At 34.0% G+C, this 25,939-nt stretch carries 24 protein-coding genes and 1 other annotated feature; of the genes, 2 read left to right on the top strand and 22 right to left on the bottom strand.

Features of this window, described 5'->3' with window-relative positions:
• The 3 genes from lysS to Q3907_RS02520 form a co-directional block, all read right to left on the bottom strand.
• Positions 1 to 1,512, bottom strand: a 1,512-nt coding sequence (lysS, locus tag Q3907_RS02510) for a lysine--tRNA ligase (protein ID WP_301897080.1), incomplete at its 3' end; no start/stop codon positions are given.
• 44 nt (positions 1,513 to 1,556) lie between these two features.
• Positions 1,557 to 1,768: a binding site (T-box leader), on the bottom strand.
• Positions 1,769 to 1,808: 40 nt separating this feature from the next.
• Complete coding sequence (locus Q3907_RS02515; protein WP_301897082.1) at positions 1,809 to 2,369, bottom strand: TetR/AcrR family transcriptional regulator C-terminal domain-containing protein; 561 nt, start codon at positions 2,367 to 2,369, stop codon at positions 1,809 to 1,811.
• Between the two features lie 10 nt (positions 2,370 to 2,379).
• The gene (locus Q3907_RS02520; RefSeq protein WP_301897084.1) at positions 2,380 to 2,937 is read right to left on the bottom strand and encodes a manganese efflux pump; all 558 of its coding nucleotides are present in this window, start codon (positions 2,935 to 2,937) and stop codon (positions 2,380 to 2,382) included.
• A 102-nt stretch (positions 2,938 to 3,039) separates the two neighbouring features.
• On the opposite strand from Q3907_RS02520, the gene Q3907_RS02525 reads away from it, so the two are divergent.
• Positions 3,040 to 4,068, top strand: a complete 1,029-nt coding sequence (locus tag Q3907_RS02525) for an Mbeg1-like protein (protein WP_295560872.1) — start codon at positions 3,040 to 3,042, stop codon at positions 4,066 to 4,068.
• Here the strand turns inward: Q3907_RS02525 and Q3907_RS02530 are convergent.
• From Q3907_RS02530 to Q3907_RS02595, 14 genes are all read right to left on the bottom strand, one after another.
• Complete coding sequence (locus Q3907_RS02530) at positions 4,065 to 4,691, bottom strand: SdpI family protein (protein WP_301897085.1); 627 nt, start codon at positions 4,689 to 4,691, stop codon at positions 4,065 to 4,067. The two genes, Q3907_RS02525 and Q3907_RS02530, sit on opposite strands and share 4 nt — an antisense overlap.
• Positions 4,678 to 4,959 carry an autorepressor SdpR family transcription factor gene (locus Q3907_RS02535; RefSeq protein ID WP_301897144.1) on the bottom strand — a complete coding sequence of 94 codons (282 nt, stop codon included), beginning with the start codon at positions 4,957 to 4,959 and terminating at the stop codon, positions 4,678 to 4,680. The genes Q3907_RS02530 and Q3907_RS02535 overlap by 14 nt, the downstream gene beginning before the upstream one ends.
• A gap of 108 nt (positions 4,960 to 5,067) precedes the next feature.
• On the bottom strand, positions 5,068 to 5,958 hold the full coding sequence (locus tag Q3907_RS02540; protein WP_301897086.1) for an O-acetyl-ADP-ribose deacetylase: 891 nt from the start codon (positions 5,956 to 5,958) through the stop codon (positions 5,068 to 5,070).
• A 2-nt stretch (positions 5,959 to 5,960) separates the two neighbouring features.
• Positions 5,961 to 6,254: a hypothetical protein gene (locus Q3907_RS02545; protein ID WP_301897087.1), complete on the bottom strand. Its 294-nt coding sequence runs from the start codon at positions 6,252 to 6,254 to the stop codon at positions 5,961 to 5,963.
• A 51-nt stretch (positions 6,255 to 6,305) separates the two neighbouring features.
• The gene (locus tag Q3907_RS02550; protein WP_301897088.1) at positions 6,306 to 7,226 is read right to left on the bottom strand and encodes a patatin family protein; all 921 of its coding nucleotides are present in this window, start codon (positions 7,224 to 7,226) and stop codon (positions 6,306 to 6,308) included.
• 50 nt (positions 7,227 to 7,276) lie between these two features.
• Positions 7,277 to 8,020, bottom strand: coding sequence for an SPASM domain-containing protein (locus Q3907_RS02555; RefSeq protein WP_301897089.1), 744 nt, complete (start codon positions 8,018 to 8,020; stop codon positions 7,277 to 7,279).
• 54 nt (positions 8,021 to 8,074) lie between these two features.
• On the bottom strand, positions 8,075 to 8,620 hold the full coding sequence (locus tag Q3907_RS02560) for a radical SAM protein (RefSeq protein ID WP_301897090.1): 546 nt from the start codon (positions 8,618 to 8,620) through the stop codon (positions 8,075 to 8,077).
• A 201-nt stretch (positions 8,621 to 8,821) separates the two neighbouring features.
• Positions 8,822 to 10,825 (bottom strand): bilirubin reductase, long form, encoded by a 2,004-nt coding sequence (bilR, locus tag Q3907_RS02565; protein ID WP_301897091.1) that lies wholly within the window; start codon positions 10,823 to 10,825, stop codon positions 8,822 to 8,824.
• Between the two features lie 8 nt (positions 10,826 to 10,833).
• On the bottom strand, positions 10,834 to 12,756 hold the full coding sequence (locus Q3907_RS02570) for an FAD-dependent oxidoreductase (protein ID WP_301897092.1): 1,923 nt from the start codon (positions 12,754 to 12,756) through the stop codon (positions 10,834 to 10,836).
• 245 nt (positions 12,757 to 13,001) lie between these two features.
• Positions 13,002 to 14,609 (bottom strand): 23S rRNA (uracil(1939)-C(5))-methyltransferase RlmD, encoded by a 1,608-nt coding sequence (rlmD, locus tag Q3907_RS02575; RefSeq protein WP_301897093.1) that lies wholly within the window; start codon positions 14,607 to 14,609, stop codon positions 13,002 to 13,004.
• Positions 14,606 to 15,367 carry a putative RNA methyltransferase gene (locus Q3907_RS02580; protein WP_301897095.1) on the bottom strand — a complete coding sequence of 254 codons (762 nt, stop codon included), beginning with the start codon at positions 15,365 to 15,367 and terminating at the stop codon, positions 14,606 to 14,608. The genes rlmD and Q3907_RS02580 overlap by 4 nt, the downstream gene beginning before the upstream one ends.
• Before the next feature lie 51 nt (positions 15,368 to 15,418).
• Positions 15,419 to 16,609 (bottom strand): tRNA uracil 4-sulfurtransferase ThiI, encoded by a 1,191-nt coding sequence (gene thiI, locus Q3907_RS02585; RefSeq protein ID WP_301897097.1) that lies wholly within the window; start codon positions 16,607 to 16,609, stop codon positions 15,419 to 15,421.
• On the bottom strand, positions 16,593 to 17,723 hold the full coding sequence (locus Q3907_RS02590; RefSeq protein WP_301897099.1) for a cysteine desulfurase family protein: 1,131 nt from the start codon (positions 17,721 to 17,723) through the stop codon (positions 16,593 to 16,595). The genes thiI and Q3907_RS02590 overlap by 17 nt, the downstream gene beginning before the upstream one ends.
• Positions 17,723 to 19,498 (bottom strand): septation ring formation regulator EzrA, encoded by a 1,776-nt coding sequence (locus Q3907_RS02595; protein WP_301897101.1) that lies wholly within the window; start codon positions 19,496 to 19,498, stop codon positions 17,723 to 17,725. Before Q3907_RS02595 ends, Q3907_RS02590 begins: the two co-directional genes overlap by 1 nt.
• 266 nt (positions 19,499 to 19,764) lie before the next feature.
• On the opposite strand from Q3907_RS02595, the gene rpsD reads away from it, so the two are divergent.
• Complete coding sequence (gene rpsD, locus Q3907_RS02600) at positions 19,765 to 20,373, top strand: 30S ribosomal protein S4 (protein ID WP_295642884.1); 609 nt, start codon at positions 19,765 to 19,767, stop codon at positions 20,371 to 20,373.
• A 151-nt stretch (positions 20,374 to 20,524) separates the two neighbouring features.
• On the opposite strand, the gene Q3907_RS02605 is transcribed toward rpsD, so the two are convergent.
• The 5 genes from Q3907_RS02605 to Q3907_RS02625 all read right to left on the bottom strand — a co-directional run bounded on the left by Q3907_RS02605 (position 20,525) and on the right by Q3907_RS02625 (position 25,938).
• Positions 20,525 to 20,770: a single-stranded DNA-binding protein gene (locus Q3907_RS02605; RefSeq protein ID WP_301897103.1), complete on the bottom strand. Its 246-nt coding sequence runs from the start codon at positions 20,768 to 20,770 to the stop codon at positions 20,525 to 20,527.
• A gap of 174 nt (positions 20,771 to 20,944) precedes the next feature.
• Positions 20,945 to 22,198, bottom strand: coding sequence for a pitrilysin family protein (locus Q3907_RS02610; RefSeq protein WP_301897104.1), 1,254 nt, complete (start codon positions 22,196 to 22,198; stop codon positions 20,945 to 20,947).
• A complete protein-coding gene (locus Q3907_RS02615; protein WP_301897105.1) occupies positions 22,188 to 23,387 on the bottom strand; it encodes a pitrilysin family protein in 1,200 nt (399 codons plus the stop codon). Before Q3907_RS02615 ends, Q3907_RS02610 begins: the two co-directional genes overlap by 11 nt.
• A gap of 68 nt (positions 23,388 to 23,455) precedes the next feature.
• Positions 23,456 to 24,700, bottom strand: a complete 1,245-nt coding sequence (locus Q3907_RS02620) for an NlpC/P60 family protein (protein ID WP_301897106.1) — start codon at positions 24,698 to 24,700, stop codon at positions 23,456 to 23,458.
• Positions 24,701 to 25,416: 716 nt separating this feature from the next.
• Positions 25,417 to 25,938 (bottom strand): tRNA (cytidine(34)-2'-O)-methyltransferase, encoded by a 522-nt coding sequence (locus Q3907_RS02625; protein WP_295642873.1) that lies wholly within the window; start codon positions 25,936 to 25,938, stop codon positions 25,417 to 25,419.
• Position 25,939: the final 1 nt, after the last annotated feature.

The raw sequence follows: 25,939 nt of genomic DNA on the forward strand, positions 1-25,939 counted from the left end.
TTTTTTAGCTGCTGCTTTCTTGTTTGAATCCCCTATGTTTTTCATGTGAGGGAATAATAATACTTCACGAATTGTTCTTTGATCAGTCAACAACATTACGAAACGATCAATTCCAAGTCCTACACCACCAGTTGGAGGAAGACCATATTCCAATGCTTCTACATAATCTGTATCCACTTCGTTGGCTTCATCATCACCTAATTCACGAAGTTCTAATTGTTTTTCGAAACGTTCTCTTTGATCAATTGGATCATTTAATTCAGAGAATGCGTTCGCATATTCGTGTCCACAAATGAACAATTCATAACGATCCGCAAATCTAGGATCCTTCTTATTCTTTTTAGCTAATGGAGAAATTGATGTTGGATGACCATATACAAATGTTGGTTGTACAATTGTTTCTTCAACATATTTTTCGAAGAATAAGTTGATGATGTGTCCAACTGTATTATGGATCTTTTCAACTTCAATATCATGTTCCTCAGCCAATTTAACAGCTTCTTCATAACTCATATCTTGCCAGAAATCTACACCACAAGCTTCTTTGATCGCATCAACCATGTGAATACGTTTAAAAGGAGCCTTTAATGATAATTGAGTTCCTTGATAAGTAATATCTGTAGTACCCAATACTTCATTAGCTACTGAATCAAATAAACCTTCAATCAAGTCCATCATTCCATGTAAATCACTATAGGCAACATAAGCTTCAACGGTAGTAAATTCAGGATTATGCATCGCATCCATACCTTCATTACGGAATAAACGACCAATTTCATAAACACCTTCTAAACCACCAACGATCAAACGCTTTAATGGTAATTCAGTCGCAATACGCAAATAGAAATCCATATTTAATGTGTTGTGGTGCGTTACGAAAGGTCTAGCACTTGCACCACCTAAGATTGGTTGCATAACTGGAGTTTCAACTTCCACTAAACCTTGACCATCCAAATAATGTTGGATTGCACGAATAATTTTTGGTCTTGTTAGTGCAATATGCTTAGCTTCTGGATTCATGATCAAGTCTACATAACGACGACGGAAACGCTCTTCAACATCTGTTAAACCATGGAATTTTTCTGGTAAAGGACGAAGTGATTTTGAAAGGTGTGTATAATTTTTAGCACGAACAGACAATTGTCCATGATCTGTTTTCATAACAGTACCTTCAATACCTACAATGTCTCCAATATCATTTTTCTTGAAGATTTCATATTGATCATCACCAATTTCATCTTTACGAACATAAATCTGAATTTGACCTTCACGATCCTGGATATTCATAAAACCAGCCTTACCCTGACGACGCTTCGTCATGATACGACCTGCAATTTTAACAGTTACTTGTAATTCATCTAATTCTTCTTTTGTCTTGTCTTCATAAGATGATTTGATAATACCCGAATTTGAAGTACGATCATAACGAGATCCAAATGGATCAATACCCATGTCGATCAAATCTTGCATCTTTTGACGACGAACTTGTTCTTGTTGCGTTAACTTTTCCATTGTTTTCTCCTTTTTCTTTTATCCATAAAAAAAGGCACTTGCCACAAAGGGACGAAGTGCTCGTGTTACCACCCTAATTTACCAGACAAATCACTTTGTCTAGCCTTAGTCACTGTCTATAAACAGCGCTTCCTTTAATGCAGGAAATACAAATAGCTCCAAGTCTTTATTCCCAATTAGTCCTACGCTTTTTTTCACCAACCAAAAGCTCTCTAAAGTATTTCTAAAAGGTACTCGCCCTCTTCATTGCCTTTTTATACGTTTTTATCCTACTAGACAATACACAATTTGTCAATTTAAGATTTATCCATATATCGAATATTTAATTCTTTAATACTGTTTTTAAATAAAACATCAATCTTGGCATAATATGTTTCTACATCCGGTTCAAAATTATGCGAAATCCAATACTTTAAAAAGTATAATAAATCATTCGCATAATAATCCACTAAAAAATCTATTGTGAATCTTGAATCCATCCTACTCACATCTAAATAAGAAAATACATTTCTAAATATTTCTTTAAACACATTACTCATTAAATCTTCAAAACCATTCTGCCCTGTAATTCTATAACAAGACTTAAAGAAATCACGATCATCACTTACAGTCTGAAAGATATGTTTTATAATTTGAGGATTTGATTCATGCTCAATCCCTTTATAAAACATACGATGAATCAAATATTCCAATGCCTCATACTTATCCATAAAATGATTATAGAAAGTTCCACGAATAACGCCTGTTTTATCGCAAATCTGTTTGATTGTGATCTTTTCGAAAGGCTTTTGTTGCATCAAAATATACAATCCCTCACTCAGAAGATCTTTCATTGTCACCTTTTCATTAAATGTCATGAAATCACCTCTACAATCGAATTAATTTAAAAATTAATGATAAGCTCATAAATAAGTATACGACTCCGCAAAGAAAATAATAAGCCTTTTGATATCCGGCCCCATTATAATATCCAATATAAAAATGAATCATATAGCCAGCAAGTACAATTAAAAATAAGACTAAAGACTCCATCAAATAAGGAAGATTCATATAATAACAGCCAACTCCAACAAAGAAACAGTCGAGTCCTCCAATAAGAGCCAATTTAATAATTTGTTTTGTATCAAACTCTTGTAGTCTTTCCACAAACTTTCCACGCTTAAAACTATAAATGATCATTCCATTTCCAAGAATCAAAAAGACAAATATCGCAACATATTTATTCAATGTTGCCAATGGACGCCCAAAAATATGTGTGGACATTCCATGTCCTAATAAAAACATACCCGAACTGCATAGTGCAAAAATCAATCCATAAACCAATGCTTTTGAAAAGCGAATATTACGAATTGAAGCCCCCTGTTCTAGTGCACATACAAATACATCTAAACTCAGACAAATACTCAAAATCCCAAAAATCAACATAACAATCCACCTTCACTAACTTTATTGTATACGAACTCTTTAAATTTTAAAATTATGGATGAACATATTTCAATAAATGTATTTCTGAACTACAATAAAGCTATGAAAAACATCATTGACTACATCAAAGAATACGGAAATTTAACCCTTGAAGAATACCCATTTAATAATGTGGACTCTTTGATTCTCTCACAAATTTCCTATATTAAATTTGAAAACTCAAGCATTGATATCGAATCCGAAATCCATTTATTAAATGATTTTGAAAATGAAATTGATACTTTATGCATGGATACCCGAGTACCTGAATTAAACGAAGAATTATTTCTTCAATTCATACACTCCCTTCGCTATGAAGCCATTACCATTTCTCATCTACAAACTAATTTTGACAAAGATAATGAAAAACAATTCTGTGCTATGACTTTTCATTTACCCAACCAAATAGATTACATTGCCTTTCGCGGTACAGACGCTAGTTTTGTAGGATGGAAAGAAGACTTCAATCTATGTTTTCAAGAAAATATTCCAAGTCAAATTTCTGCCTTAAACTATGTGAATAATTATAAGACAAAACACAAACTCATCTTAGGAGGACACTCCAAAGGAGCAAATCTTGCCCTATATGCAGGCATACATACACATAATCCAATTTATTGTATATACAACCATGATGGGCCTGGATTTCTTACACCTTATCAAACGGATAAGAAAGTATTTAAGACCATACCACAATCGAGTATTATTGGACTCTTACTTGAAGAAACAAATAATTATCAAATCATTCAAAGTGATGCCATATCCATCCTTCAACACGATCCATTTACGTGGTGCGTTGAAAACGGTGATTTTATTTATCTTAAACAAAATGATCAACTATCCAAACATACACAATCCACACTATCCAATTGGCTTAAATCCATTGATGTCAATACCCGCAAACAAGTCATTGATACCATTTATTCTGTCTTTTCAGATTATGAAAATCCAAAGGATTTAAGAAAGAATATCGATATGGTTGAGATGATCAAATCCATTCAAAATATGGATAGTCAAACGAAGAAAATGATTAGTGAAACGATTCAAGTCTTATTCAAATGCATCCAAAATGAAATCAAGCGAGGATTCTAAATTCCTCGCTTAAATAATATATAACTATAGATACACGGAATAATAGTCGCTACAAGAATCACAACAATTCCCATTGTCATATAGCCAAGTAATCCAAGTACTATATATAAGATTCCAGCTATCACCATACAATAGCCACCCACACGATTTGACAACACCCAGTTTTCATCACTATTCAATGCCCACGATGTTTTAATTCCAACTGCATAATTCCGTTTTACTTTTGGCAAATAATTTCCTAATACAATTAGTAATACACCCACTAGAATATTCATCACAAAACTAACATCAAAAGGATAGCCCAAACCAAAATAAATGATTGTCATATCGATAATGATACAGATGACTGGACAAATCATAAATAAAATATTCATCATAAAATCTGGAATATTATTTCGCTTTGGATCTTTTACACTCACAAAACAAGTAAACACATGGATTGCCAAACACAAAAATAACATGCCAAATAACCCCATAAACTTAGGCATTGTTCCATTGACTTGTCCATTTACATCAAAATGGGTTGGCACAACATCTGGAAGTTGATTATAGAAAACTAGATTCAATACTAAAGGAATCACAAACAAAGCTAAACTAAACATAAACCATTTATTCTTCAACATCTTCATTCCCTCCAATAAAAGATTTAAAATAACACAACATCTCCTCAAAAACAGATGCGTTAATTTGATAAAAGATAAAATTTTTATCCTTCTCTTCACAAATCAAACCTGCATCCTTTAATAAGGATAAATGATAAGAAACAGTAGCCTGGCTCATATCAAAATGACTTGCAATATCTCCAGCTGACATTTTGCCTTTCTTTAATAAATTCAATATGTCTCTTCGTACTGGCGCACCTAGCGCTTTAAATGTTTTTTCAAACAAAATATCACCACCTATTTAGAAATATTTCTAAATAGATTATATACCTTTTAAATATTATTTCAATACTATTTAGAAATTTTTCTAAATAGTTAATAAAAAGAATCAGGAAGATTATTCTCCCTGATACGATGTATATTTTTGATATTCCTTTGTCGTTTCTTCATCAAAACAATACAAACTGATTTTCATTGTATAATCACTATTCGCATCCAACCAATCCGCAATTGTCTTTAATACTAATGGCACTGCCTTTTCTACTGGATAGCCATAAACGCCACATGAAATAGCTGGAAAAGCGATTGTATGAATATCATACTTTCTAGCTAACGTTAAGCTATTCCAATAACAATCCCTCAACATATGCTCATCTTCATGTTGACCCGAATAAATGGGTCCTACTGTATGAATCACATACTTCGCCTTTAAATCATAGCCCTTTGTAATCTTGGCCTGCCCTGTTTGACAGCCATTTAATAATTTACACTCTTCAAGTAACATGGGGCCAGCTGCTCTATGAATAGCGCCATCTACACCGCCGCCACCCAAAAGCGATTCATTCGCTGCATTGACAATACAATCTCCATCAAAAGTAGTGATATCTCCTTTTACTACTTTGATTTCACTCTCTAAATTCTTATTGTCTAAAATCATTTCAATTAAAACCTTTGGTAAAAAATACGAATCTTTCCAAGGATTTAATACAACTCCACTTACACCTTGTGTATCATGCACCATATGGAGTACATCCATCACACTTTGATTTAATGTTTCTGTAGCCTGACCCAAATCCACTTGATTCTGAGTGGTAAAGGCTACAAATACATCTTGACCATCATCTAAAGATAATCTTCGATAGACCTTTTCACCATTTGCATCACCGACAGGAATAATAAATTGTTTTTCTTCTTTTGCCAGTTTACGAATATGCGAAAGAACCTCCATATTCTTTTCACGAGTTCCTTCTTGATATAATTCTTGAATCAATGTTTCTAATTTTTCCATACTTATTTCCTTACTACAAATGTTAAACTAAAAGGAAAAGCCCCAATCACATCTTGATAAATAGAGTCATCAATAAAGAATCCATCTTTCATTGCACTTTCCTTTAATAGTGAATCTAACGAAATAAATTCTTCTTCGCTAATTTTAAAATCATTAAAACAATATCCATCATTGAAACGTTGATAGTTAAATACTTCATCCATTAAATCCCAAGTACTTACTTCACTACCATCTTCTAATGTATCCATATAGTTTAATAATTCATTTACAATTTCTTGTTGTCTTTCTTGTACCATAAAAATCACCTACACTTATTCTAACACAAAACGAAAAAGAGGCATCGCCTCTTAATCAATTTCTAAATATTCTTTGATTCTTTGAATCTGATTCAAACCATCCAAATATCCCATGTAGTAAAGATCAGCGAGTTTATCCACATCTCTCTCTACACGCGATACATTCACAGGCTTGCTTGGGGCAATCGTAAAGATTCTACCTTCATTTTCAAGTTTTGCTAATTCATCACACTGCTTATTGTAGTCACTATTCATCGATTCTAGCTTCTTTTCTAAAGCTGGATAGCCTGCATACAATCTTTTCGTCATTTTTTGAACCAAAGGATTTACTTCACTTTTACGATACTCTCTTTGACGCGTACGAACCACAATGATTTTCTCATAATCATGATCCAACGCCCATTGATACGCTATCTTATCACTGCAGCCACCATCTAAATATAAACCATCTTCAATTTCAACCATCTTTGAAACATATGGCATGGTTGCACTGGCTTGTACAGCTTTAAAAATATCTTGCGTTTTATTCTTACTAAAATATTCAGGTCTTCCCGTTTTACAATTCGTACATACCGCAATAAAATCACGCGTTGGATTCATAAAACGAGGCGTATTTAATGGATCAAAATATTGAGTTCCTTTCATCAAAAAATCAAATCCAATGATTCCTTTGTTGTTTTTAAAAGCTTCTAAACCAACATATCGAGAATCATGACGATACCCTAAATTAATTCTAGCACTACGACCAATTTGACCAGCCACATAGTTAAATCCGTTTAGTGCCCCTGCACTTGTACCTACTGTACACTGCATATTGATTTCAAACTGCATCAAAGCATCTAATACTCCTGATGTATATAATCCTCGAAAGGCACCTCCCTCAAGGACAATACATCCAGGAACAATTTTATTTGAAGTATTTCCATTTGGAAGTTTGGATATTCCCGAAAAACGCTTATTATTCTTCTTCATAACATCCCTCCTTCTTAGCTGAAAATTTTATACTCATTTTTTAAATTTGTCTACTTCTTTTGTTCATTCCAAAGTTTGTCAGCCATTGGCTTCCAGTTTTTTGCATATGGAACTGTCTTTTCTAATAAGTGATCCACATCTTCTAATGATTCATAATCTGTATTGACTGCTTTACTTTGTTTAACCAATTCTTGAATGCGTCCCGCATTTTCTAACATTGGACAAGGTCTTAACATATTTTCATTAAATGGTTGATTATCATGATAAGCCTGGAATAATGGAGATCTAAGTGCATCGAGTAATGTCGTGTCATGAATATTGCAGTTTGAATAATGAATGAATACACATGGTTCTACATCCCCTTTGGCATTGATATGAAGATATCTTCTTCCTCCGGCAATACATCCACCAACATATTGTGCATCATTTTGGAAATCCATAGTGAAAATTGGTTTTTCACTTCTGAACTTACGAATCTGATGATAAACATACGCTCTTTGTTCTGGTGTTGGAAGCAATTCTTTCACAGCCCCATTTCCTACTGGCATATAGTGGAAGAACCAGCAGAATAAAGCACCTGAATCAATCATTAAATCAAAGAATTCATCACTTGCGATATCTTTATAGTTTACACTTGTATAACATGTACTAATTCCAAAAGGCAATTTGTGTTTCTTTAATAATTCCATGGCACGTTTTACATTTTCATAACAGCCTTCACCACGTCTAGAATCATTCGCTGTTTCAAAACCTTCCAAACTAATGGCTGGCACAAAGTTTTTAACTCGCAACATATCCTGACAGAATTCTTCATCGATCAATGTACCATTTGTGAAAGATAAGAAGGCTCAATCGGGGTGCATTTCACAAATTTTAATCACATCTTTTTTACGTGTTAAAGGTTCTCCACCCGTATAAATATACATGTAAGTACCTAATTCTTTTCCTTGACGGATGATCGAATCAATATCGTCTAAAGATAAATTTAATTGATGACCATATTCAGCAGCCCAACAACCTGTACAATGCAAATTACATGCAGATGTTGGATCTAATAATACGGCCCAGGGAATATTACAATTATATTTTTCTGACAATTCCTCTTGTTTTGTACTACCATTAAGTGTTGCATTAAAAATAAAGTTTTTAAATACAGCCTGACGAACGCCTGCATCCAAATCATACAACTTTAAAATGTAATCATACCAAACACCTTTTTCATCGATTTGTTCACGAATCAACTTACGCTGTGATCCATACCAACCTTCAGGCATAACCTTATCTACTAAATTCATTAATTTAGGAATGTTTGTTTCTGGATCCTTCTCCAAATATTTTAACGCTTGGTTCATACCAAATTTTTGAACACTACTCTGTAAAGAACTAAAATTCATAACTCTTCCTCCGGTTTCATTTATAATTTCATTCTAGTTCTTTAAAAATATATTTTTAATAGACAAATTTTCAAATATGTAAAAATTTATGAGCTATGGTCATTATTTTTATACCGTTTTGAGATATATATTATATATGATTTATATATTTATGAACCACGGTCATTTTTTGTGAAAAAAAGAAGGTGTTTTCACACCCTCTTAAATTTCATTGGCAGCCTTATATCCTGTACGAATTGCACTTGCGATATCCGCTGTTCTTTCACCACTGCAGTCTCCTACATAAGTAAATGGAACACTTAACTTACTATCATCAAATACATTCTTTTTAGAACCTAATGCATTTACGATTGTATCTGCTGCAATTTCAACATTTGTCTCTTCTTTTGTATTCACTGCATAGATCACATTATCTTTAATTTCACTAACACGTGTATTCACAAATTTTTGAACATTGTGTTCTTCAAAATCAGCTTCCATCAAAGGTAATACAGTTTCAGATTCTTGTGCTGCAATCTTATCCATCATTTCTACGATTGAAACTTCTAGACCTTTATTTGCCAAATATTCAGCGGTTTCAGCACCTACTAAACCTCCACCTAAGACAACACATTTACCAGATACTTCTTGACCATTCAAGATATCCCAGCTTGATACAACATTTGAATTTGCTACAGGCATAGGAAGATCCATATTGTGAGCACCGATTGCCAAGATAACATGATCAAATCCATTCAATTCTTCCATTGTTGGTTCGTGGTTTAATTGAATGTCCACTTTTCCAGGCAAGAATTTTTCGTAGTATTGAACCGAACGTAAAATTTCATCTTTTCTAGGTGGAACTGATGCGATATTGATTTGTCCACCTAAACGATCTGATTTTTCAAACACTGTCACTGTATGTCCACGTTTATATGCTACACGAGCGGCTTCTAATCCGGCAAGACCTGCACCAACTACGGCAACGTTCTTTGTTTCTTCACATGGCTTAATAAAGATTGTTTCTTCAACTCCATTTTCTGCATTTAATACACAACTTAAATAACGACGAGATTGGATGGCATCTACACAACCTTTATTACAATTCAAACATTCACGAATGCATTCACCTGAGCCAACTTTATTTGCGATATCTGGATCTGTTAATAAACTTCTTCCATAGCCAATCATGTCAGCTGTACCATCTTCTAGAATCTTTTCACCAGCTTCCACACTGACAACACGACCCACTGTTGCGACTGGACAATGTACAACAGCCTTTACTTTTTCACAAGCACCTAAAGTCCAGTTATATGGAACAGCACCCATAGGAGGAATTGTATCGCCCATGTTTCCTGTGTGGTTAGCTTGAGCTACTTGAATCATATCAATTCCTGCTGCATCTAACATTTTTGCGAATTCAACCGCTTCATCTTCCAATAAACCACCTTTACCACGTAAAGATCCATCTGGATTGACTGTAATAATTGGAAGTTTATATTCGACCATCATGGTTGGCGCAGCTTCTTTAATTGCTTGTAAAACTTCTAATGCATAACGAGTACGATTTTCTAAGCTACCACCATAGTTATCTGTACGATGATTTAATAAAGTTGAACATAATGAACCAAGTAAACGGTCCCCATGAATTTCAATCGCATCAATACCAGCTTTTTGTGCTTTTTTAGCACATTGGGCAATACTGTTTTTAATAGCTGTTAATTGTTCAACACTTGCTTCAGTCACAAAGTGCTGCATATCATGATGTAATTTTGCGTATGCACCCTTTGTCAATTCATCACAGATCTTTTGTTGTTTTTCAGCCTCTTCTAAATCATTGGCAGCCTTCGCTTTTGCAGCCAATTGACCAGCAATACCAGCTTCCATAATCATTTTTCCTACACCTTGAACATCATATTCTGGGTGGAACAATTGTAAAGCGACTTTACAATCGTGTTCATGTAAGGCATCAGCCAATTTTTTATACATTTCAATTTGTGATTCATCATATAGTTTTGGTGTTGGACTTGCCGTACGAACCGGTGCCACATCACCAATAACAATATAGGAACATCCACCTTTGGCAAGTCTTGTATAGAAAGCTAATGAACGAGGTCCAATTGATCCGTCTCTTTCTTCATATCCTGTTGTCAAAGGGGGAAACATAATTCTATTTTTAAATGTTAAATTACCAACTTGAATTGGTTGTAATAATTTACTTGTCATATTTTCTCCTAGATATTTTTTGCGATTTCATGCGCATTTGTGATCGCATCTTTTAAAGTTCCTACTTTTTCACAATCACCAATGTAGTGTACATTTTCACTTTCTACTTCCACTTTCTTAGGTGCATATCCAACTGCGAAAATTAAAGTATCCGCTTCTGTAAGCTTGTGTTCAACACCCTCTTTTACATACGTAATTGTATTTTCATCCACACTTGTTACTTGTGCATTCAATTCGATGCGAACACCTTTCTGCATCAATCTTTGAGTCAATCTAGATTTTGCAGCTCCACCTTCACCAGGCATTAAGTTATTTGTCATTTCTAATAATGTAATCTTACGATTCATTGGGAATAAGTCATTGATTAATGGTGCTAAATAATCAGCTGTTTCACATCCAACACTTCCACCACCTAATACGACAATATTACGTCCTGGATATTTCTTTCCAGACAATACATCGTCTGCAGTCATCCAGTTTTTAAATACTTTAAATGGAGGAATTTCTTTTGGAGTAGCTCCACTTGAACATACGATTTCGTAATCTTTAAATTCATTTTCAAGCATTTCTTTTGTGACTTCTGTATTTAAGCGAACATCAATACCTTCATGATCTAAACGACGAATCATGAATTTAATAACTTTACACAATTCTTGTTTCGCGATTGGAACCGCGGCAAGTCTTAATTGTCCACCAAGTTCATTTGATTTTTCACAAAGAACAACTTTGTGTCCACGTTTTTTAGCAACATATGCCGCTTCCATACCAGCAGGACCACCACCAATGACTAATACTTTTTTCTTATCTGTAGCTTCTTCAATCGTATCATCTTCAACGCTTGGATTTACTGTACAAGAAATGCGTTTACCCATCATGATACCTGTCAAACAACGTCCACATCCAATACATGGACGAATATCGTCTACTTTACCTTCAAATGCCTTATTCGCAAATTCACTATCACATAAGTTTGGACGTCCAATCATACACATATCACATTTTCCGTTTGCGATTAATTCTTCTGCCATCCAAGGTTCGTTGATACGAGCAACAGTAGCGACTGGGATATTTACATGCTTTTTGATTTCTTCACTTAAATGAGCGTGAGGTGCAGCACTTGTACCAGGAGCTGGCATACTTGATCCACGTTTGATTGTGTTACCACCTGATACGTGAATAAAATCAACACCGGCTTTTTCTAGTTGCTTACAAACATAGATCTGATCATTTAATGTCAATCCACCTTCACTATATTCATCACCACTAATACGAACATCAATAATGAAGTCATCTCCACAGTATTTACGAACAGATGCGATTACTTCTAAGCATAAGCGTAAACGTCCATCAATATTTCCACCATATTCGTCCGTACGTTTATTATATAAAGGTGTTAAGAAGCCACCTAATAATCCATGGGCATGAGCACATTGAATTTCAACACCATCACCACCGGCAATCTGTACACGGTGAGCCGCTTGACCAAATTGATCAACAATTGTGTGTAATTCTTCAATGGTTGCTGGTCTTGGTGCACTTTTTGCATAATAAGGTCCTACACAGCTTGGTGCAATCAATTGAGGTGTTCCTGGAACTGGGAATGCCATATAAGCTGGGTGGAACAATTGTGCTAAGATTTTAGTTCCATATTGGTGTACGCCATCCACCAATTTTTTCCATCCTGGAATAAAACTATCATCATAAATTGACATATCTCCTGGAAGATATACATAAGTTGGTTCTACAGTTACAACTTCAGTAACGATAAGTCCAACTCCACCTTTTGCACGTGCAGAATAGTGTGCCACTAAATCATCTGTAACATATCCCTTATCGGCCATGTTAGTTGAAATAGGTGGCATAAAAATACGGTTTTTTACAGTTGTTTTTCCAATTTCAATTGGTTCAAATAAATGTGGAAAATTATTCATTTTCTAAACTCCTCCTCATTGATTCAGATTATTTTATTCACAAATTGGCACATTAAAAGAATATCCAATTTTTTTAATATTAATTATTATGAAAAAAATAAAAAGAATGCGCTATCGATTTTAGTATAACGCATTTGTTAACATAAAGCTATCTATTTAGTTAATTTGTGAACTTTTTTAGTTAGGTATACTTAACAAGAATCCAATAAGAAAAGGATTTCAGTCAATCTGAAATCCTAGCATGTTTATTTTCCGTATCTACGATTTGGTTTGTCATCATTAAAACGTCTTCTTGGTTTGAAATCACCATCTTTTTTATCGTCAAATCTACGTTTTGGTTTATAGTCACCATCTTTTCGATCATCGAATCGACGTCTTGGCTTGGTATCGTCAAATCTGCGTTTAGGTTTATAGTCACCATCTTTTCGATCATCGAATCGACGTCTTGGCTTGGCATCGTCAAAGCTACGTTTAGGTTTAAAGTCACCATCTCTTCTTCTTGGTTTGTAGTCACGATCTTTTTTATCATCAAAACGACGTCTTTGTCTATAGTCATCATTACGAACAAGAAGTGTAACACTTTCTACATGAGGCGTTTGACTAAACATATCAACTGGCTGAATCTTAACAATGCGGTATTCTTTCTTTAATACGCCCAAGTCTTTTGCCAAAGTAGCAGGGTTACAAGAAACATAGATCATCGTTTTGATCTTTGATTTTAAAATTGTTTCCTTCATTGTATCATCCAAACCAGAACGAGGCGGATCCACAATCAATGTATCCACATCTTTTTCTTGCACTAAGTGTGCTAAAGCACTACCCGCATCTTCACAAATAAAAGATACATTATCGGCATGATTTAACATCGCATTTTCATTGGCATTATCGACCGCATCTTGAATGGATTCAACACCTATAATTTCTTGCGCCTTATCCTTCACAAACAAACTAATAGCACCAATTCCACTATACGCTTCTACAGTTGTTTTTGATCTTGGCATCCAATCTTTGACCACATTATAAAGGTTAACTGATTGTTTCGTATTTAACTGGAAGAAGGATCTAGGAAGTAAAGAAAGTTGAATGTCTTCTAATTGAAGATGCATCTTTTCTTCTCCCCAAATAAAGCGCATATCCCCAAACACTTCACGCTTCGTTTCTGTTTTTACACTTTGCCAGATAGATACAACACCCTCTAACTGTGTAATATCATGAATGAATTCTTCACTTAAATCTTCTTTTCCTGTCACAAAAATAATTTGAATCTTAGAATCAAATTCCTTCATGACCAACGTACGATAACCTGTTTTCTTTTTATCATCATACATCTTTAAATGGTGTTCATTCATGATTTTTAAAACAGCCTGACGCGTCTGTTCTAAAAGTTTTGAATGTACATAACATCTTTCCATCTTTTGGAAATGATTTGTGTCACGCTCATACATTCCTGTATATAATTCACCATATTCTTCACCAAAAGGAAGTTTACAACTATTACGATATGACAATGGTTCTGGATTTTTTAGAATCGGTAATATACGACCATTATAATCCGCATACTTAATTAATGTCTCTTTTAAATTACCCTCTTTCATCTTACATTGTGCAGGATACTTTACGTGCATCAAGGCACATCCACCACACTCTTTCCAAATTGGACATAAAGGATAACGACGCTTTGAACTTTGTTCAACTAAACGAGTCATTTCACCAATCAAGTATGTATTTTCATCACTTTTAATATCAAATTCGATGACTTCTTCAGGAATGGCATTTTCAATAAATACCGGTTTGCCTTCATGGAATGCAATCCCTTCACCGTTGATTCCCCATTTTTTTATTGTTGTTTTCATATTTTTTTGTACACAGTTACGACAAATTCAAACGTAACCTCTAACCTTTCTAATTCTTTTACTCGATCAAGACCAGCTTGACTTGTTTTATATCGATATGGTGTCATTTCCAACAAAGCCCATACATCATCAACCATTTTCGTTTCCTTAATGATTTCTTGACTCACCATGTCATATTGTTCTTGTATTTCAGGCATTTCATTCTCGTAGGGTGTGTCATACAATACTTCTTTTAATTCAAAACAATGCTTAGGACCCGGACCCACAACGATCCAATATCCATTTTCTTTTAGAATGCGATAAATTTCATTTTGTCCTAACGGCACAAAAATACTGGTAACACAATCAATACTCGCATTTGAAAAAGGCATATCAAATAAACTACCCACAATATATTGCGTATGTTTATCTTGTTTAGAAGCATGAAGAATCGCTTCCTTACTCAAATCAATCCCATAACTATGTTCAAAGTTTGCACCTATCTCTTTTGTATAGTAACCCTGACCACAACCAGCATCCAAATAAATAGATCCATTAGCCTTTTCCTTTACATATTGACGCATAAAATCATAATAATCTTTTTCCAAAAAATCCGTACGCGCTTTGACCATTAAAGCATTGTCCCCATGATTCTTTGTCTGTTTACGAGATAAGTTCACATAGCCTTGTTTGGCACAATCAAAAGAGTGATTATTTACGCATCGAAAAGTTTTATTTTCTTTTATTAGTTTCTCTTTACACACCGGACATATCAACATAAAAAGATTATAACATAAAAGAAAAAGAGAAGTGCTTAATTTTCACTTCTCTTAGAACAAATCCTCTTCAACCTTAACTGGATGTACCCAAATATCTTCTGTATTATCTATACAATCATGTACCATCTTGTCAAAATCCCATTTTGCTTCATATTTTTCGCATTTATCAACACGAGGTTTTGTGACTGGATTTTTAGGTGTAAAGATCGTACAACAATCTTCATAAGGAAGAATACTTGTTTCATAAGTTCCAATCTTTTTAGATAGATCAATAATTTCAACTTTATCCATACAAACCACTGGACGAATAATCGGCATATTTGTGACATCATTGATTGTAAGCATACTTTCTAATGTTTGACTAGCAACCTGTCCAATCGATTCACCTGTTGCGATAGCTTGTGCATGTCTTTTTTTAGCAAGACCTGTCGCAATACGCATCATCATACGACGCATCAATGTGATCGCATAGCTTTCATCTGCATTTTGATAGATAGCTAATTGAAGATCTGTAAATGGAACAACATGAACTAAAACATCACCTTGATAGCCAGATACAAGTCTTACCAGTTCCATTACTTTTTCTTGTGCATTTTGTGAAGTATATGGAGGAGATGCATAGTGAATGCATTCAATGTGTACGCCACGCTTCATCATTAAGTAGCAGGCAACTGGAGAATCAATTCCACCACTCAATAAAACCATGGCCTTTCCACCAACACCGACTGGATATCCACCAGCTCCTTGAATACGATCTGTCATAATGTAAGCTGCATCTTGATGAACTTCTACAACAATTTTAACATCCGGATTATGCACATCTACTTTCCAGTCACTGTTCTTTAAAATTTTAGTAGCAACCTTACGATTGATTTCATCTGAAATATAAGGGAATAATTTATCACTACGACGAGCAGCCACCTTAAATGTTTTTGGCGTTGTTAAATCTAAAGATTCATAACAAGCATCAATGATTTGATCTAAATCTGGTTCCACTTTAATAGCCAATGAGAAAGATGAAATCCCAAAGACTTTTGCTAAAATGTCACTAACCTGTTTTGAATCTTCATCATGAAGGTAAATATACATACGATCATGTTGTTTTTCAAATTCTAATGTTGGGAATGCTTTTAAAGCCTTACGAACATTATCATAAAGCGCCTTAATAAAGTTGTTACGGTTTTTTCCTTTTAAACTCAATTCGCCATAACGAATCAAGATATGATTATAACGATAAGCCATAATTCTCTATAATCTCCTTACATGTTTTTATAAAATATTTTGCCTCTTCCAAAGTATTCTCATAAGAAAAAGATAAGCGAATTCCATGTGTCGCATCAAATTCCGACTTATGCATAGCCAATAAGACTTCAGAAGCATTGGTGTTTTGTGAAGAACAAGTACTTTTTGCGGATACACAAATTCCCTTTTGATCCAATGCATTCAATAAGACTTCACTTGTAATTTGATCAAATGAAATATTTAGAATATATGGAATCGCACTCAAAGGAGAATGAATATGTGCACCATCGATTTTCGCCAATTCTTCACGCAAATATTGATTGATCTTTAAAACATGAGCATACGCACTAGATTGTTCTTCTAAAGCCAAACGAATCGTTTTTGCCAAAACAATATTGGCCGGTGCATTCTCTGTTCCTCCACGAAGACCTTGTTCTTGTTGACCACCTTGAATAATTGGAACAAGCTGAATCTTCTTTTTCTTCATTAAAATGGCACTCCCCTTTAGACCATGAATCTTATGTGCAGAGATTGTAGCCATATCTAATTTTCCAAAAGGAATATCAATTTTTGAGAAGCTCTGTACACAATCTACATGAAATACACAAGTAGGATTTTGGTGTACAATTTTTTCTAATTCTGAAATTGGGTTGATTGCACCCATTTCATTATTCACATGCATAACAGAAACTAAAATCGTATCTTTACGCATATGCGCTTTTAAACATTCCGGTGTAACGATACCTTCTTCGTTAATTGGAAGAAATTCAACTTCAAAGCCAAAACGCTTTAAAAATTCCATCGCATGACGAACACTCGAATGTTCAACATTACTTGTTAATACATGATGACCCCTATGTTCATTTGCCAAAGCATATCCAACAATAGCTAGCGTATTGGATTCACTAGCTGCTGAAGTAAAGATGATTTCACTTGGATCTACATGAAGCATAGAAGCAATATTTGATCGACTTTTTTCCATGAGCGTACTTGCCTGACGTCCAGCCGCATGCAAACTATCTGGGTTGCCATAACAAGTTTCTAACATTTGCCCATAAACACGACGAACCTCTGTACGTACAGAGGTTGTCGAAGCATTATCAAAATAAATCATTACTGCACCTGATTCATGACAGCAGGATCTTTTTGAGCTACTAACTTCTCATAAATTCCTGGGTGCATGTTTTCGATTGCTTGAATTGCAATCTTAAGTGCACGAGTATATTCTCCATTTTGGAAACATAGCTCTGCACGAGTTAAATCCGAATCCATTTGTGCATGCGTACTACGGAAACGGTTACCAAACACAATCGCATTTTCTACCATAACGGCAACACCGACTAAATTGTTTGCGTTATTGTATAACTTATACACAAAGTCGATGGCATCCTGCAAATCTGCATTTAATGTTTGTACATCTAATGGTGAGTGATCCAACACGACACGAACACGTTGAATCAAGCGTTCGCCTTCTTTTAAATCTGCAGAAAATTGAGATGAAATACTAGGTAAATGACGTGTTACTGTATTTAGACGCACCTCATTTAAAATCAACTGTAATTTAGTTAATTGTTTTTTAGCACGTGATTCATCACTGCTTGCTCCCACTAGCATCTCTTTCATATCCTTGACTTGATCGTGGAATTCATTAACATCTTCTGAAAATTTACGATAACCATGAATTACATCTACGCTTGGACGTTGATTTTGTTTCAATTCTTTTTGAATTTCATCACGACGAGCTTCTAAATCTTCCATTTGAATTTGTGCCAAAGAGAAGCGGTGTGTCCAATCTTCTAGACCAAAACGATCTTTAATATTGGCATAAAGCGCCATGATTTCCTCAAGTTCCTGACCAATTACATTAACAATATCTAAATTTGATTGAAGACTCACATGAATTTCTTCATATGCCTGTTTTTCATTTGTCACATCATCCTGTAAAGCTAGAATATGATCTCCAATGACTTCCAAGTTTTCTTGAGCCACTTCAAAGTCACCAGCATCCAATTGATCAATTGAGCTTGCCAATGCATTTTGAATGGTTGTTAATTTTTCTTCTGGTTCTAAATAAGATAAGTCAATATCTTTTTCTTGTAATTCCTTAATGTGCAAACGAACTTCGTTGATAGCACGAGGCAGTACATTTTTGGCCTTTTCGTAGAGTCCAGGGAAGGCTGCAATTTTAGAGCTGATCTCATCCACCATTTTTGAGATTTTTTCTTGTTCTTCCTTTGCCTTATTAAATTCAGAAGCAAACATCCATTCTTCGAAATTAGAGAATTCATTTTCAATCTCCTCTAAACATGAATCCACATAATTTACAGATCCATAGAATGAAGAACGATTATCTTGATAAACAGTTTTTACATTGCGAAAACGCTCTTTTAAAGCATTTGCCGATTCACGAACTTCTGTTTCACGAGCTAGGATGTGATCCAAAGATTGCGTAACAATACGAATTCTTTCTTTCGTTTCATCCATCATTGTTTCTAAATCATCCATTGCACGTACAGACTTGCGAAGACGATGTCTAGAAACATAATCATCAGCTTCATTAAACAAATCATCACATGCACTTAAGTTATTTTGACAAGTATCATATTTTGGAGTTAAGTTTTTTACTTTATCCATGATATCGTCGTTCACTCTAGCAAATGCAGATGCTTTGTTGAATTTATAGGCCAAGGAATTGTTACGAATTTCATTCATTTCAATTTCAAGATCTGAAAGTCGTTTCGACGCCTTTTTACGTTTGATCATACGCATAAGGATCCAAATCAATATCAAGACTAAAATTGCTATACAAAGATAGATGATTACAGTCACAGAAAGTTGATTCTTTATAAATGCGTATACTGATCGAAAGAAATTCAAAACACTATCCATAGTGGTACCTCCTTGCAAACCATTCTTATTATAGCAAAACTTCAAAATCATTGCATCATTTTCTTGATTTTATTAATGTTCTTTGATATGATACATAAGCATAAATTGATAGCAGCATACAAAGTTAAAGGAAATGCGTTACAGCCTATATAAGCGATATGAGTAAGCTAATAGCTGATAGCGGAAAGTATCATTGTCAACACAACCTTTAAAGATTTGTACTGTTATTGTTTTGTGAATGATATAAAACAATAGGAGGAAAAATTATGTCAAGAAACACAGGAAGCGTTTGGAAAAAGTCACGCCGTCTTGGATTCTCAGTTTTAGAAACTGGTGAAGAATTAACTCGTCGTAACACTATTCCAGGACAACACGGAAATGCTCGTCGTCCAAAATTAACAAACTACGGTATCCAATTACAGGAAAAACAAAGAATTCGTCACACTTACCAATTAAGTGAAAAACAATTCTACAACACTTACTTAAAAGCAAGTAAAAAAGCTGGTTCTGCTGGTGAAAACTTCTTAGTAATGTTGGAATCTCGTTTAGATAACATCGTTTATCGTATGGGATTTGCACGTACTCGTCGTGCTAGCCGTCAGTTAGTAAACCACGGACACGTATTAGTAGATGGTAAGAAAGTAGATATCCCTAGTTTCCAAGTAAAACCAGGACAAGTTATCGAAATTCGTGAACGCGCTAGAAACTTAAGCGTAATCAACGAAGCTTTAGAAGCTGCAACAGCTACTGTTGATTTTGTAGAAGTTAACAAAGATGCTAAAAAAGGTACTTATGTTCGTTACCCAGAACGTAAAGAATTGTTCACAGCTCAAGAAATCAACGAATTGTTAGTAGTAGAATTCTACAACCGTTAATCTTAGGCATAAGACAAGAAAGAAGCGAATTGTATCGCTTCTTTTTTTTGTGGATGTGTTTTCATAATTCATGTATTTCTTCTTTTTACTAACGTAAAAAATCGATTTTTTCAGCTACAAAGCCATAGTTTAAGTATATTCTTTCATCCTTTTAGTATTTACGCGAATGAATACGACCATTAATACCGACATAATCACCAATTTTGCATGAGGCACTAACCGTTTCCGCAAGACCTCTCCATACTTCAATGATCATATCATCATTTTCATAAATACCTTCCGAATTTGGAAAGTTACGCTGCACAGAAATCGGAAGTTCACAAGTCTTTAATCCATTTGTTGTTTCCTTTAAAACTGGCATGTCCGTAATTTTTCCTACAATACTAAACGCATTCATAATTAATTATCCTCCTTCAAATTTGACCACCATTTTCATCACCATCCTTCTTCAAGAATATTCTACAAATACGCCCATAATAAAACAAACGACCTATTTGCTCTATAGGTCGTTATTTTTTACATATTTTCGTGTTTTACAGCCTCTAATTTAATTAAAATCAAGCAAATTAGATCAAATAGAGTCATTTGGAAGAATTTTAGTGACACATATATTTGAAAAGTCTAAAGACTTAATATATTCTATCACCTTTTCTAAAGTCATAGTTTGAATACAATTTAAACTATCTAGATAATCATATTCCTCAAAATAACTTCTCAACAAGTCATTAGCCAAACCATCAAAGTGATCTAATCCACGCAAATTATTCGCAATAGCCTGTGCATGCAAAGACTGATAATCATCCTTTGATATTTCTAGATTCGTCACTTGTTTTTTTATAAGTTCAATAAACTCATCCGGATTTGAAGTTTGTGCATAAAACAAAACATAACTATGATCTATAGTAAAATCGGCTTCTGCCCCAACAAACTGCGTGAAGACTCTTTGATCAAGCCATTCTTGAAATTGAGGATTCAATGGCCCCATAATAGAATCAAGCCATACATTTACCGCAAAATCCTTCTCAAACGCTTCGATTTTATTTGTACAAGGCAGCATTTTAAAGCCTACACAAACAAAAGGCTGATGAATATCCATTGTATCCACATATTCTTGACGATTCACTTCCACAGGCTCTGTTTTAAAAACTCGTGAAATATTCTTATCACACTTACTTACAACATCTTTTTGACATTCTTTTATCCAATTCATTACATCATCTGTATCTTTACCAGTTACTCCAACAAGACACAATTTACTCGAATCATAATTCAATTCATAAAATTGTTTTAAATCTTCCATATTCATATTTTGAATATCTTCTTTTGAACCAAGAACATCCACTTTCATCGGATGATATTTATACAACGAAACTAATGTTTCTTTGAAAAGACGCTGTTCTGGTGATTGTTGATACATATCATATTCACTCAAAATGATACCTTTTTCTTTTTCGATCGTATCTTCTGTCACATCTAAATTTTCTACAAATTCCAACAACAACTTCAATGGTTTTTTCACATCTGCCGTTGTCGAAAAATAAAATGCTGTTTCTGTATAGGATGTATAGGCATTTGTAGAGCATTGTAAATTCGCAAATAACTCACTTACATCTTCTCCATCCAAATAAAACATTTGATGTTCTAAATAATGTGCCAATCCACTTTTATGATGTACGATAGATCCATCTACATTTTGATCAATATCAAAGCCCCCTACTTTTGCTCCTAAAAGAAATAAAGATCTTTGATAATCTGGCTTATGAACAAGAATAACCTGTAAGCCATTCGGTAATGTTTCTTTTTTTATATTCAAATTATAATTCATTTTCTTTCTCCGCAACAATGGCAACTGATGCCAGATTCATTTGTAAGGCAACACGAGATATATCTTCTTTTGTCACCTGCATAATTCTCTCTATTCTTTGTTCAGTCGTAAGCTCACGATGCAACAAATCATCTAAAAAAGCTTGTGCAATCAAAGATAAAGGTCTATCTAAGCCACTAATAATCCGATCTTTAAAATCCATTTTCGCTATTTCCAAATAAGAGTCATCATAATCCATATTCAATAATCGATCAATTTGTGTTTCAATCAAATTTAGTACTTTATTAACATCCTTACGATTCACACCCGTATGAATCAATAAAGCGCCATCAAAGCGAATTACAGAAGAGTTAATCGAATAACATAAGCTATTCTTTTCACGAATTTCATCAAACATCAAGTTTTTTTGGCTTTGTCCTAATATACTATTTAAAATCAATTCTGCCTCATAATCAAGACTAGAAATATCTACCCCAGTAGAATACACTTGCGATATGCATGTCTGCGAAATATCTTTTTCATACATTTTATAACTAGACTCTACTTTAGGTAATAATGTTCTTTCAGAAATAAAAGCACAATGAGAATCTAATGAATCAATATAATCATACAAATCTTGTGTTATGTATCCACAAATATAGAAGTGTTTCGCCATATCCATATATAATGTATAAACTTGTTTCACATCTTCCAATGTTAGCTTATTTAAATCTTTTAAACTTCCCTGTACAGGAATTGAAATAGAGTGTTTTTCATGTGCCATTTCAAATGCATACATGCACGACAAATTAGCTGGATCATCCATCTGTGCTAACAATCTATTTTGCAAAAGATATACTGATTCTTTAAAGTTTTCTTCATCCAACACAGAATGGTAAAGAACTTGATCCATTATATCTTTGATTTTATTGACATAACTATCATCTTCAATCCAGTCTGGACGAACAAATTGAAAACGAACATCTACCTGAATTAAATCTCCATAAGAAGTTAATCCATAGGATACTTTCGTTCCATAAGCTAGATTCAATGTTGATGCAAGTTTTTGCTTGGAATTCATCTTTTGTGTTTTCGCCTTCATCATATACACAAGAATATTTAATGCAGTAATTGTGTTTCGATTAAAAGGCATCATTGTTTTACAAGAAACATAAACATCGCTAAATTTTTGCGTTTGAATATAGTTCATACAAGACCTCCTTGAAAATATATTATTGATTTTACCACAAAAGTTAAAAAAAAGGCTAGAATTGTATTCTAACCTATATGAACATAACCAAGTATTGTATTACCACAATTAGCAGAATATTTTACTGTTTGGCTTCCGTAGAATCCACCATGAACTGCCATTCCATTTCCAATATAAATTGCAACATGCCCTGAGTATACAATAATGTCGCCTGGAACTGGATTTGATGTAATTGTTCCTAAACTCAAATAATCTTCTGGCCATCCGTGGAAATTAATTCCAACAGCCTTTAAAGAATTGGTTACTAACATTGTACAATCTTGTGTAACCCCAATCTGTGCTAATGCTGCAGAAGCAATTGCTGAAGCATTCACATTTGAAGTTGATGGTACATAATTATTGTTTGTCGAACTACCAGTATTGTTTTGCACTGGAGCTTGAGTAGTATTTGTATTCGTTGTACTACTTTGAGCTGGAGTACTTGTAGTAGTATTTTGTGTTGGAGTACTTGTAGTTGTATTTTGTGTTGGAGTCTGAGTTTGTTCAGGAGTTATTTCAGTCGCAACACCATTTTCATCAATTTTATATCCATCTTTTTCTGCATTTTTAATCAAGTTACCATTTTCATCGAATGCCCATTTAGTACCATCGATATCTAAAATTTGATTCTTTGTAACTTCACCATTTTTTGCATAATAATAATCCTGACCGTTAATGACTTGCCATCCTGTACGGAACACACCATCTGAGTCTGTGAAATATGTCGTTCCGTCTACATCGAATTGACCTGTAGCCATCTTACCATCTGAACCAAAATAATATTCCTGGCCTTCAATTTCTTGCCATCCTGTTACACAATTTCCATTTTCATCAAAATAATATTTAACACCATTGTCTTCAACCCAATTTGTTGAAGTCTTTTTACCCTTTTCATCATAGAATGATTTACCATCTTCACTCCATCCATGAAGTAGGATACCTTCTTTTTGGAAATTATATTCACTACCCTGAATTGTAACAGTACCAGTAGCAGCAGTTCCATCTTTTTTGAAATAATAAGTTTGATCAGAAACTGTTTGCCATCCAAACTGCATCTCTCCTTTACTATTGAAATAATAAAGTTGAGTATCGATTTTTGTTAAACCAGTCGCTGTCTGACGATTTGATTCTAAAATATAATAACGATCTGCGCCTTCACCATGCCATCCAGGTTGAACTTCTTTAGCATACATTGTCGAAACAATTGGTCCTGAAGTTAATAGACATAGACTTACGGCTAAAATTTTACTATGTTTTTCGATAAAATTCATCATATCACCTCTTCGTTACAACACCTGAAGTTTAACAAGTTTTTTTTTTTGATGCAAATTTCCGATAAAAATTCGTTTGCACTTTTTAGTAATTTATTTCTTAATATTTTTCTTAATGCCCTTTATTTAAAGGGTTTGAATATGAATTATGGTATATTATGTGATTTTATAAAAAATTGCACATAATTTATGAAATGTATAATAATGTCTATAAATCGTGAACAGTTTTATTAAAATCAACAATAAGTTCTGCAAGCGTATACAACCATATACATACACTTATTAAAACACATATAAAAAGGCCTAAAGAAAGCCATTTTAAGCAATTAATTACCAAATATACACTTTTTGAGTGTAATGCTTTTATGATCCAAAACAAGCCCCAAACATATTTAATTCCATTAAAAACAACCACAATTCGACACTTTTTTATCAATAAAACAATGCCTGCAATAGCCAATATGTCTATTAATTTTATACATCGAATTAAACTTAACAAATTCAATGTTGGGTTTGAAATCACATAATATATGATACGAATAAAAACACTAGATTCATACGAACTAAGTTTTGCCTGTATGTTAAATAAACTTTCATAATCATACACAAAAAATAATTTGCCAAACAGAATCAGCTGCCATAGATTCTGCCACAACCAATATAGACAAAGAAAAAATATAAAAAGAAAGATTCGTTTTTCAAACGAATCCATACATTTATCAATCGACCTTAAGATTTTCAAGCCAATCCTCTCCCTTAAGCTCTTCATGTGTACTAAGTCCAGGATAATCAAGTTGACGTAACACTTCATACACAATAATGGCAGCACAATTGGATAAGTTCAAGCTTCTTGCGTTTGCGACCATAGGAAGACGCATACAAGTATCTAAATGTGCTTGAAGGATCTTTTTATCTACACCTGTACTTTCTTTTCCAAGTACTAAATAAACATCGCCCTCTTCTTTTGTGAAGTCAAATTCGCTTGGAGCTTTTTTTCCATAGCGTGTCATAAAATAATAATGTTCACTTGGATTTTCAGCTACAAACGCATCCCAATTTTTATGAATATGAATATCGGCATCTTTAATATAATCCATTCCTGAACGGCGCAAATGTTTTTCATCCAAAGAAAAACCTAATGGTTCAATCAAATGTAGACGAGAACCTGTCGCCATACAAGTTCGAATAATATTTCCTGTATTTTGTGGAATTTCCGGTTCATACAATACAACATGCAACATA

The organism is uncultured Holdemanella sp., assembly GCF_958348295.1.
GTDB lineage: Bacteria > Bacillota_I > Bacilli_A > Erysipelotrichales > Erysipelotrichaceae > Holdemanella.

What these genes read in the sequence shown, in the direction of transcription:
- Q3907_RS02525 (WP_295560872.1), top strand. Translation starts at nt 3,040, where the DNA reads ATGAAAAACATCATTGACTACATCAAAGAATACGGAAATTTAACCCTT.
- Q3907_RS02620 (WP_301897106.1), bottom strand. Translation starts at nt 24,700, where the DNA reads ATGATGAATTTTATCGAAAAACATAGTAAAATTTTAGCCGTAAGTCTA.
- Q3907_RS02580 (WP_301897095.1), bottom strand. Translation starts at nt 15,367, where the DNA reads ATGTTGATATGTCCGGTGTGTAAAGAGAAACTAATAAAAGAAAATAAA.
- Q3907_RS02595 (WP_301897101.1), bottom strand. Translation starts at nt 19,498, where the DNA reads ATGGATAGTGTTTTGAATTTCTTTCGATCAGTATACGCATTTATAAAG.
- Q3907_RS02555 (WP_301897089.1), bottom strand. Translation starts at nt 8,020, where the DNA reads ATGTTGCGAGTTAAAAACTTTGTGCCAGCCATTAGTTTGGAAGGTTTT.
- Q3907_RS02560 (WP_301897090.1), bottom strand. Translation starts at nt 8,620, where the DNA reads ATGAATTTTAGTTCTTTACAGAGTAGTGTTCAAAAATTTGGTATGAAC.
- bilR (WP_301897091.1), bottom strand. Translation starts at nt 10,825, where the DNA reads ATGACAAGTAAATTATTACAACCAATTCAAGTTGGTAATTTAACATTT.
- Q3907_RS02530 (WP_301897085.1), bottom strand. Translation starts at nt 4,691, where the DNA reads ATGTTGAAGAATAAATGGTTTATGTTTAGTTTAGCTTTGTTTGTGATT.
- Q3907_RS02605 (WP_301897103.1), bottom strand. Translation starts at nt 20,770, where the DNA reads ATGAATGCGTTTAGTATTGTAGGAAAAATTACGGACATGCCAGTTTTA.
- rlmD (WP_301897093.1), bottom strand. Translation starts at nt 14,609, where the DNA reads ATGAAAACAACAATAAAAAAATGGGGAATCAACGGTGAAGGGATTGCA.
- rpsD (WP_295642884.1), top strand. Translation starts at nt 19,765, where the DNA reads ATGTCAAGAAACACAGGAAGCGTTTGGAAAAAGTCACGCCGTCTTGGA.
- Q3907_RS02625 (WP_295642873.1), bottom strand. Translation starts at nt 25,938, where the DNA reads ATGTTGCATGTTGTATTGTATGAACCGGAAATTCCACAAAATACAGGA.
- Q3907_RS02590 (WP_301897099.1), bottom strand. Translation starts at nt 17,723, where the DNA reads ATGATTTATTTTGATAATGCTTCGACAACCTCTGTACGTACAGAGGTT.
- Q3907_RS02610 (WP_301897104.1), bottom strand. Translation starts at nt 22,198, where the DNA reads ATGAATTATAATTTGAATATAAAAAAAGAAACATTACCGAATGGCTTA.
- Q3907_RS02545 (WP_301897087.1), bottom strand. Translation starts at nt 6,254, where the DNA reads ATGGTACAAGAAAGACAACAAGAAATTGTAAATGAATTATTAAACTAT.
- Q3907_RS02615 (WP_301897105.1), bottom strand. Translation starts at nt 23,387, where the DNA reads ATGAACTATATTCAAACGCAAAAATTTAGCGATGTTTATGTTTCTTGT.
- Q3907_RS02570 (WP_301897092.1), bottom strand. Translation starts at nt 12,756, where the DNA reads ATGAATAATTTTCCACATTTATTTGAACCAATTGAAATTGGAAAAACA.
- thiI (WP_301897097.1), bottom strand. Translation starts at nt 16,609, where the DNA reads ATGGCTTATCGTTATAATCATATCTTGATTCGTTATGGCGAATTGAGT.
- Q3907_RS02520 (WP_301897084.1), bottom strand. Translation starts at nt 2,937, where the DNA reads ATGTTGATTTTTGGGATTTTGAGTATTTGTCTGAGTTTAGATGTATTT.
- Q3907_RS02550 (WP_301897088.1), bottom strand. Translation starts at nt 7,226, where the DNA reads ATGAAGAAGAATAATAAGCGTTTTTCGGGAATATCCAAACTTCCAAAT.
- Q3907_RS02515 (WP_301897082.1), bottom strand. Translation starts at nt 2,369, where the DNA reads ATGACATTTAATGAAAAGGTGACAATGAAAGATCTTCTGAGTGAGGGA.
- Q3907_RS02540 (WP_301897086.1), bottom strand. Translation starts at nt 5,958, where the DNA reads ATGGAAAAATTAGAAACATTGATTCAAGAATTATATCAAGAAGGAACT.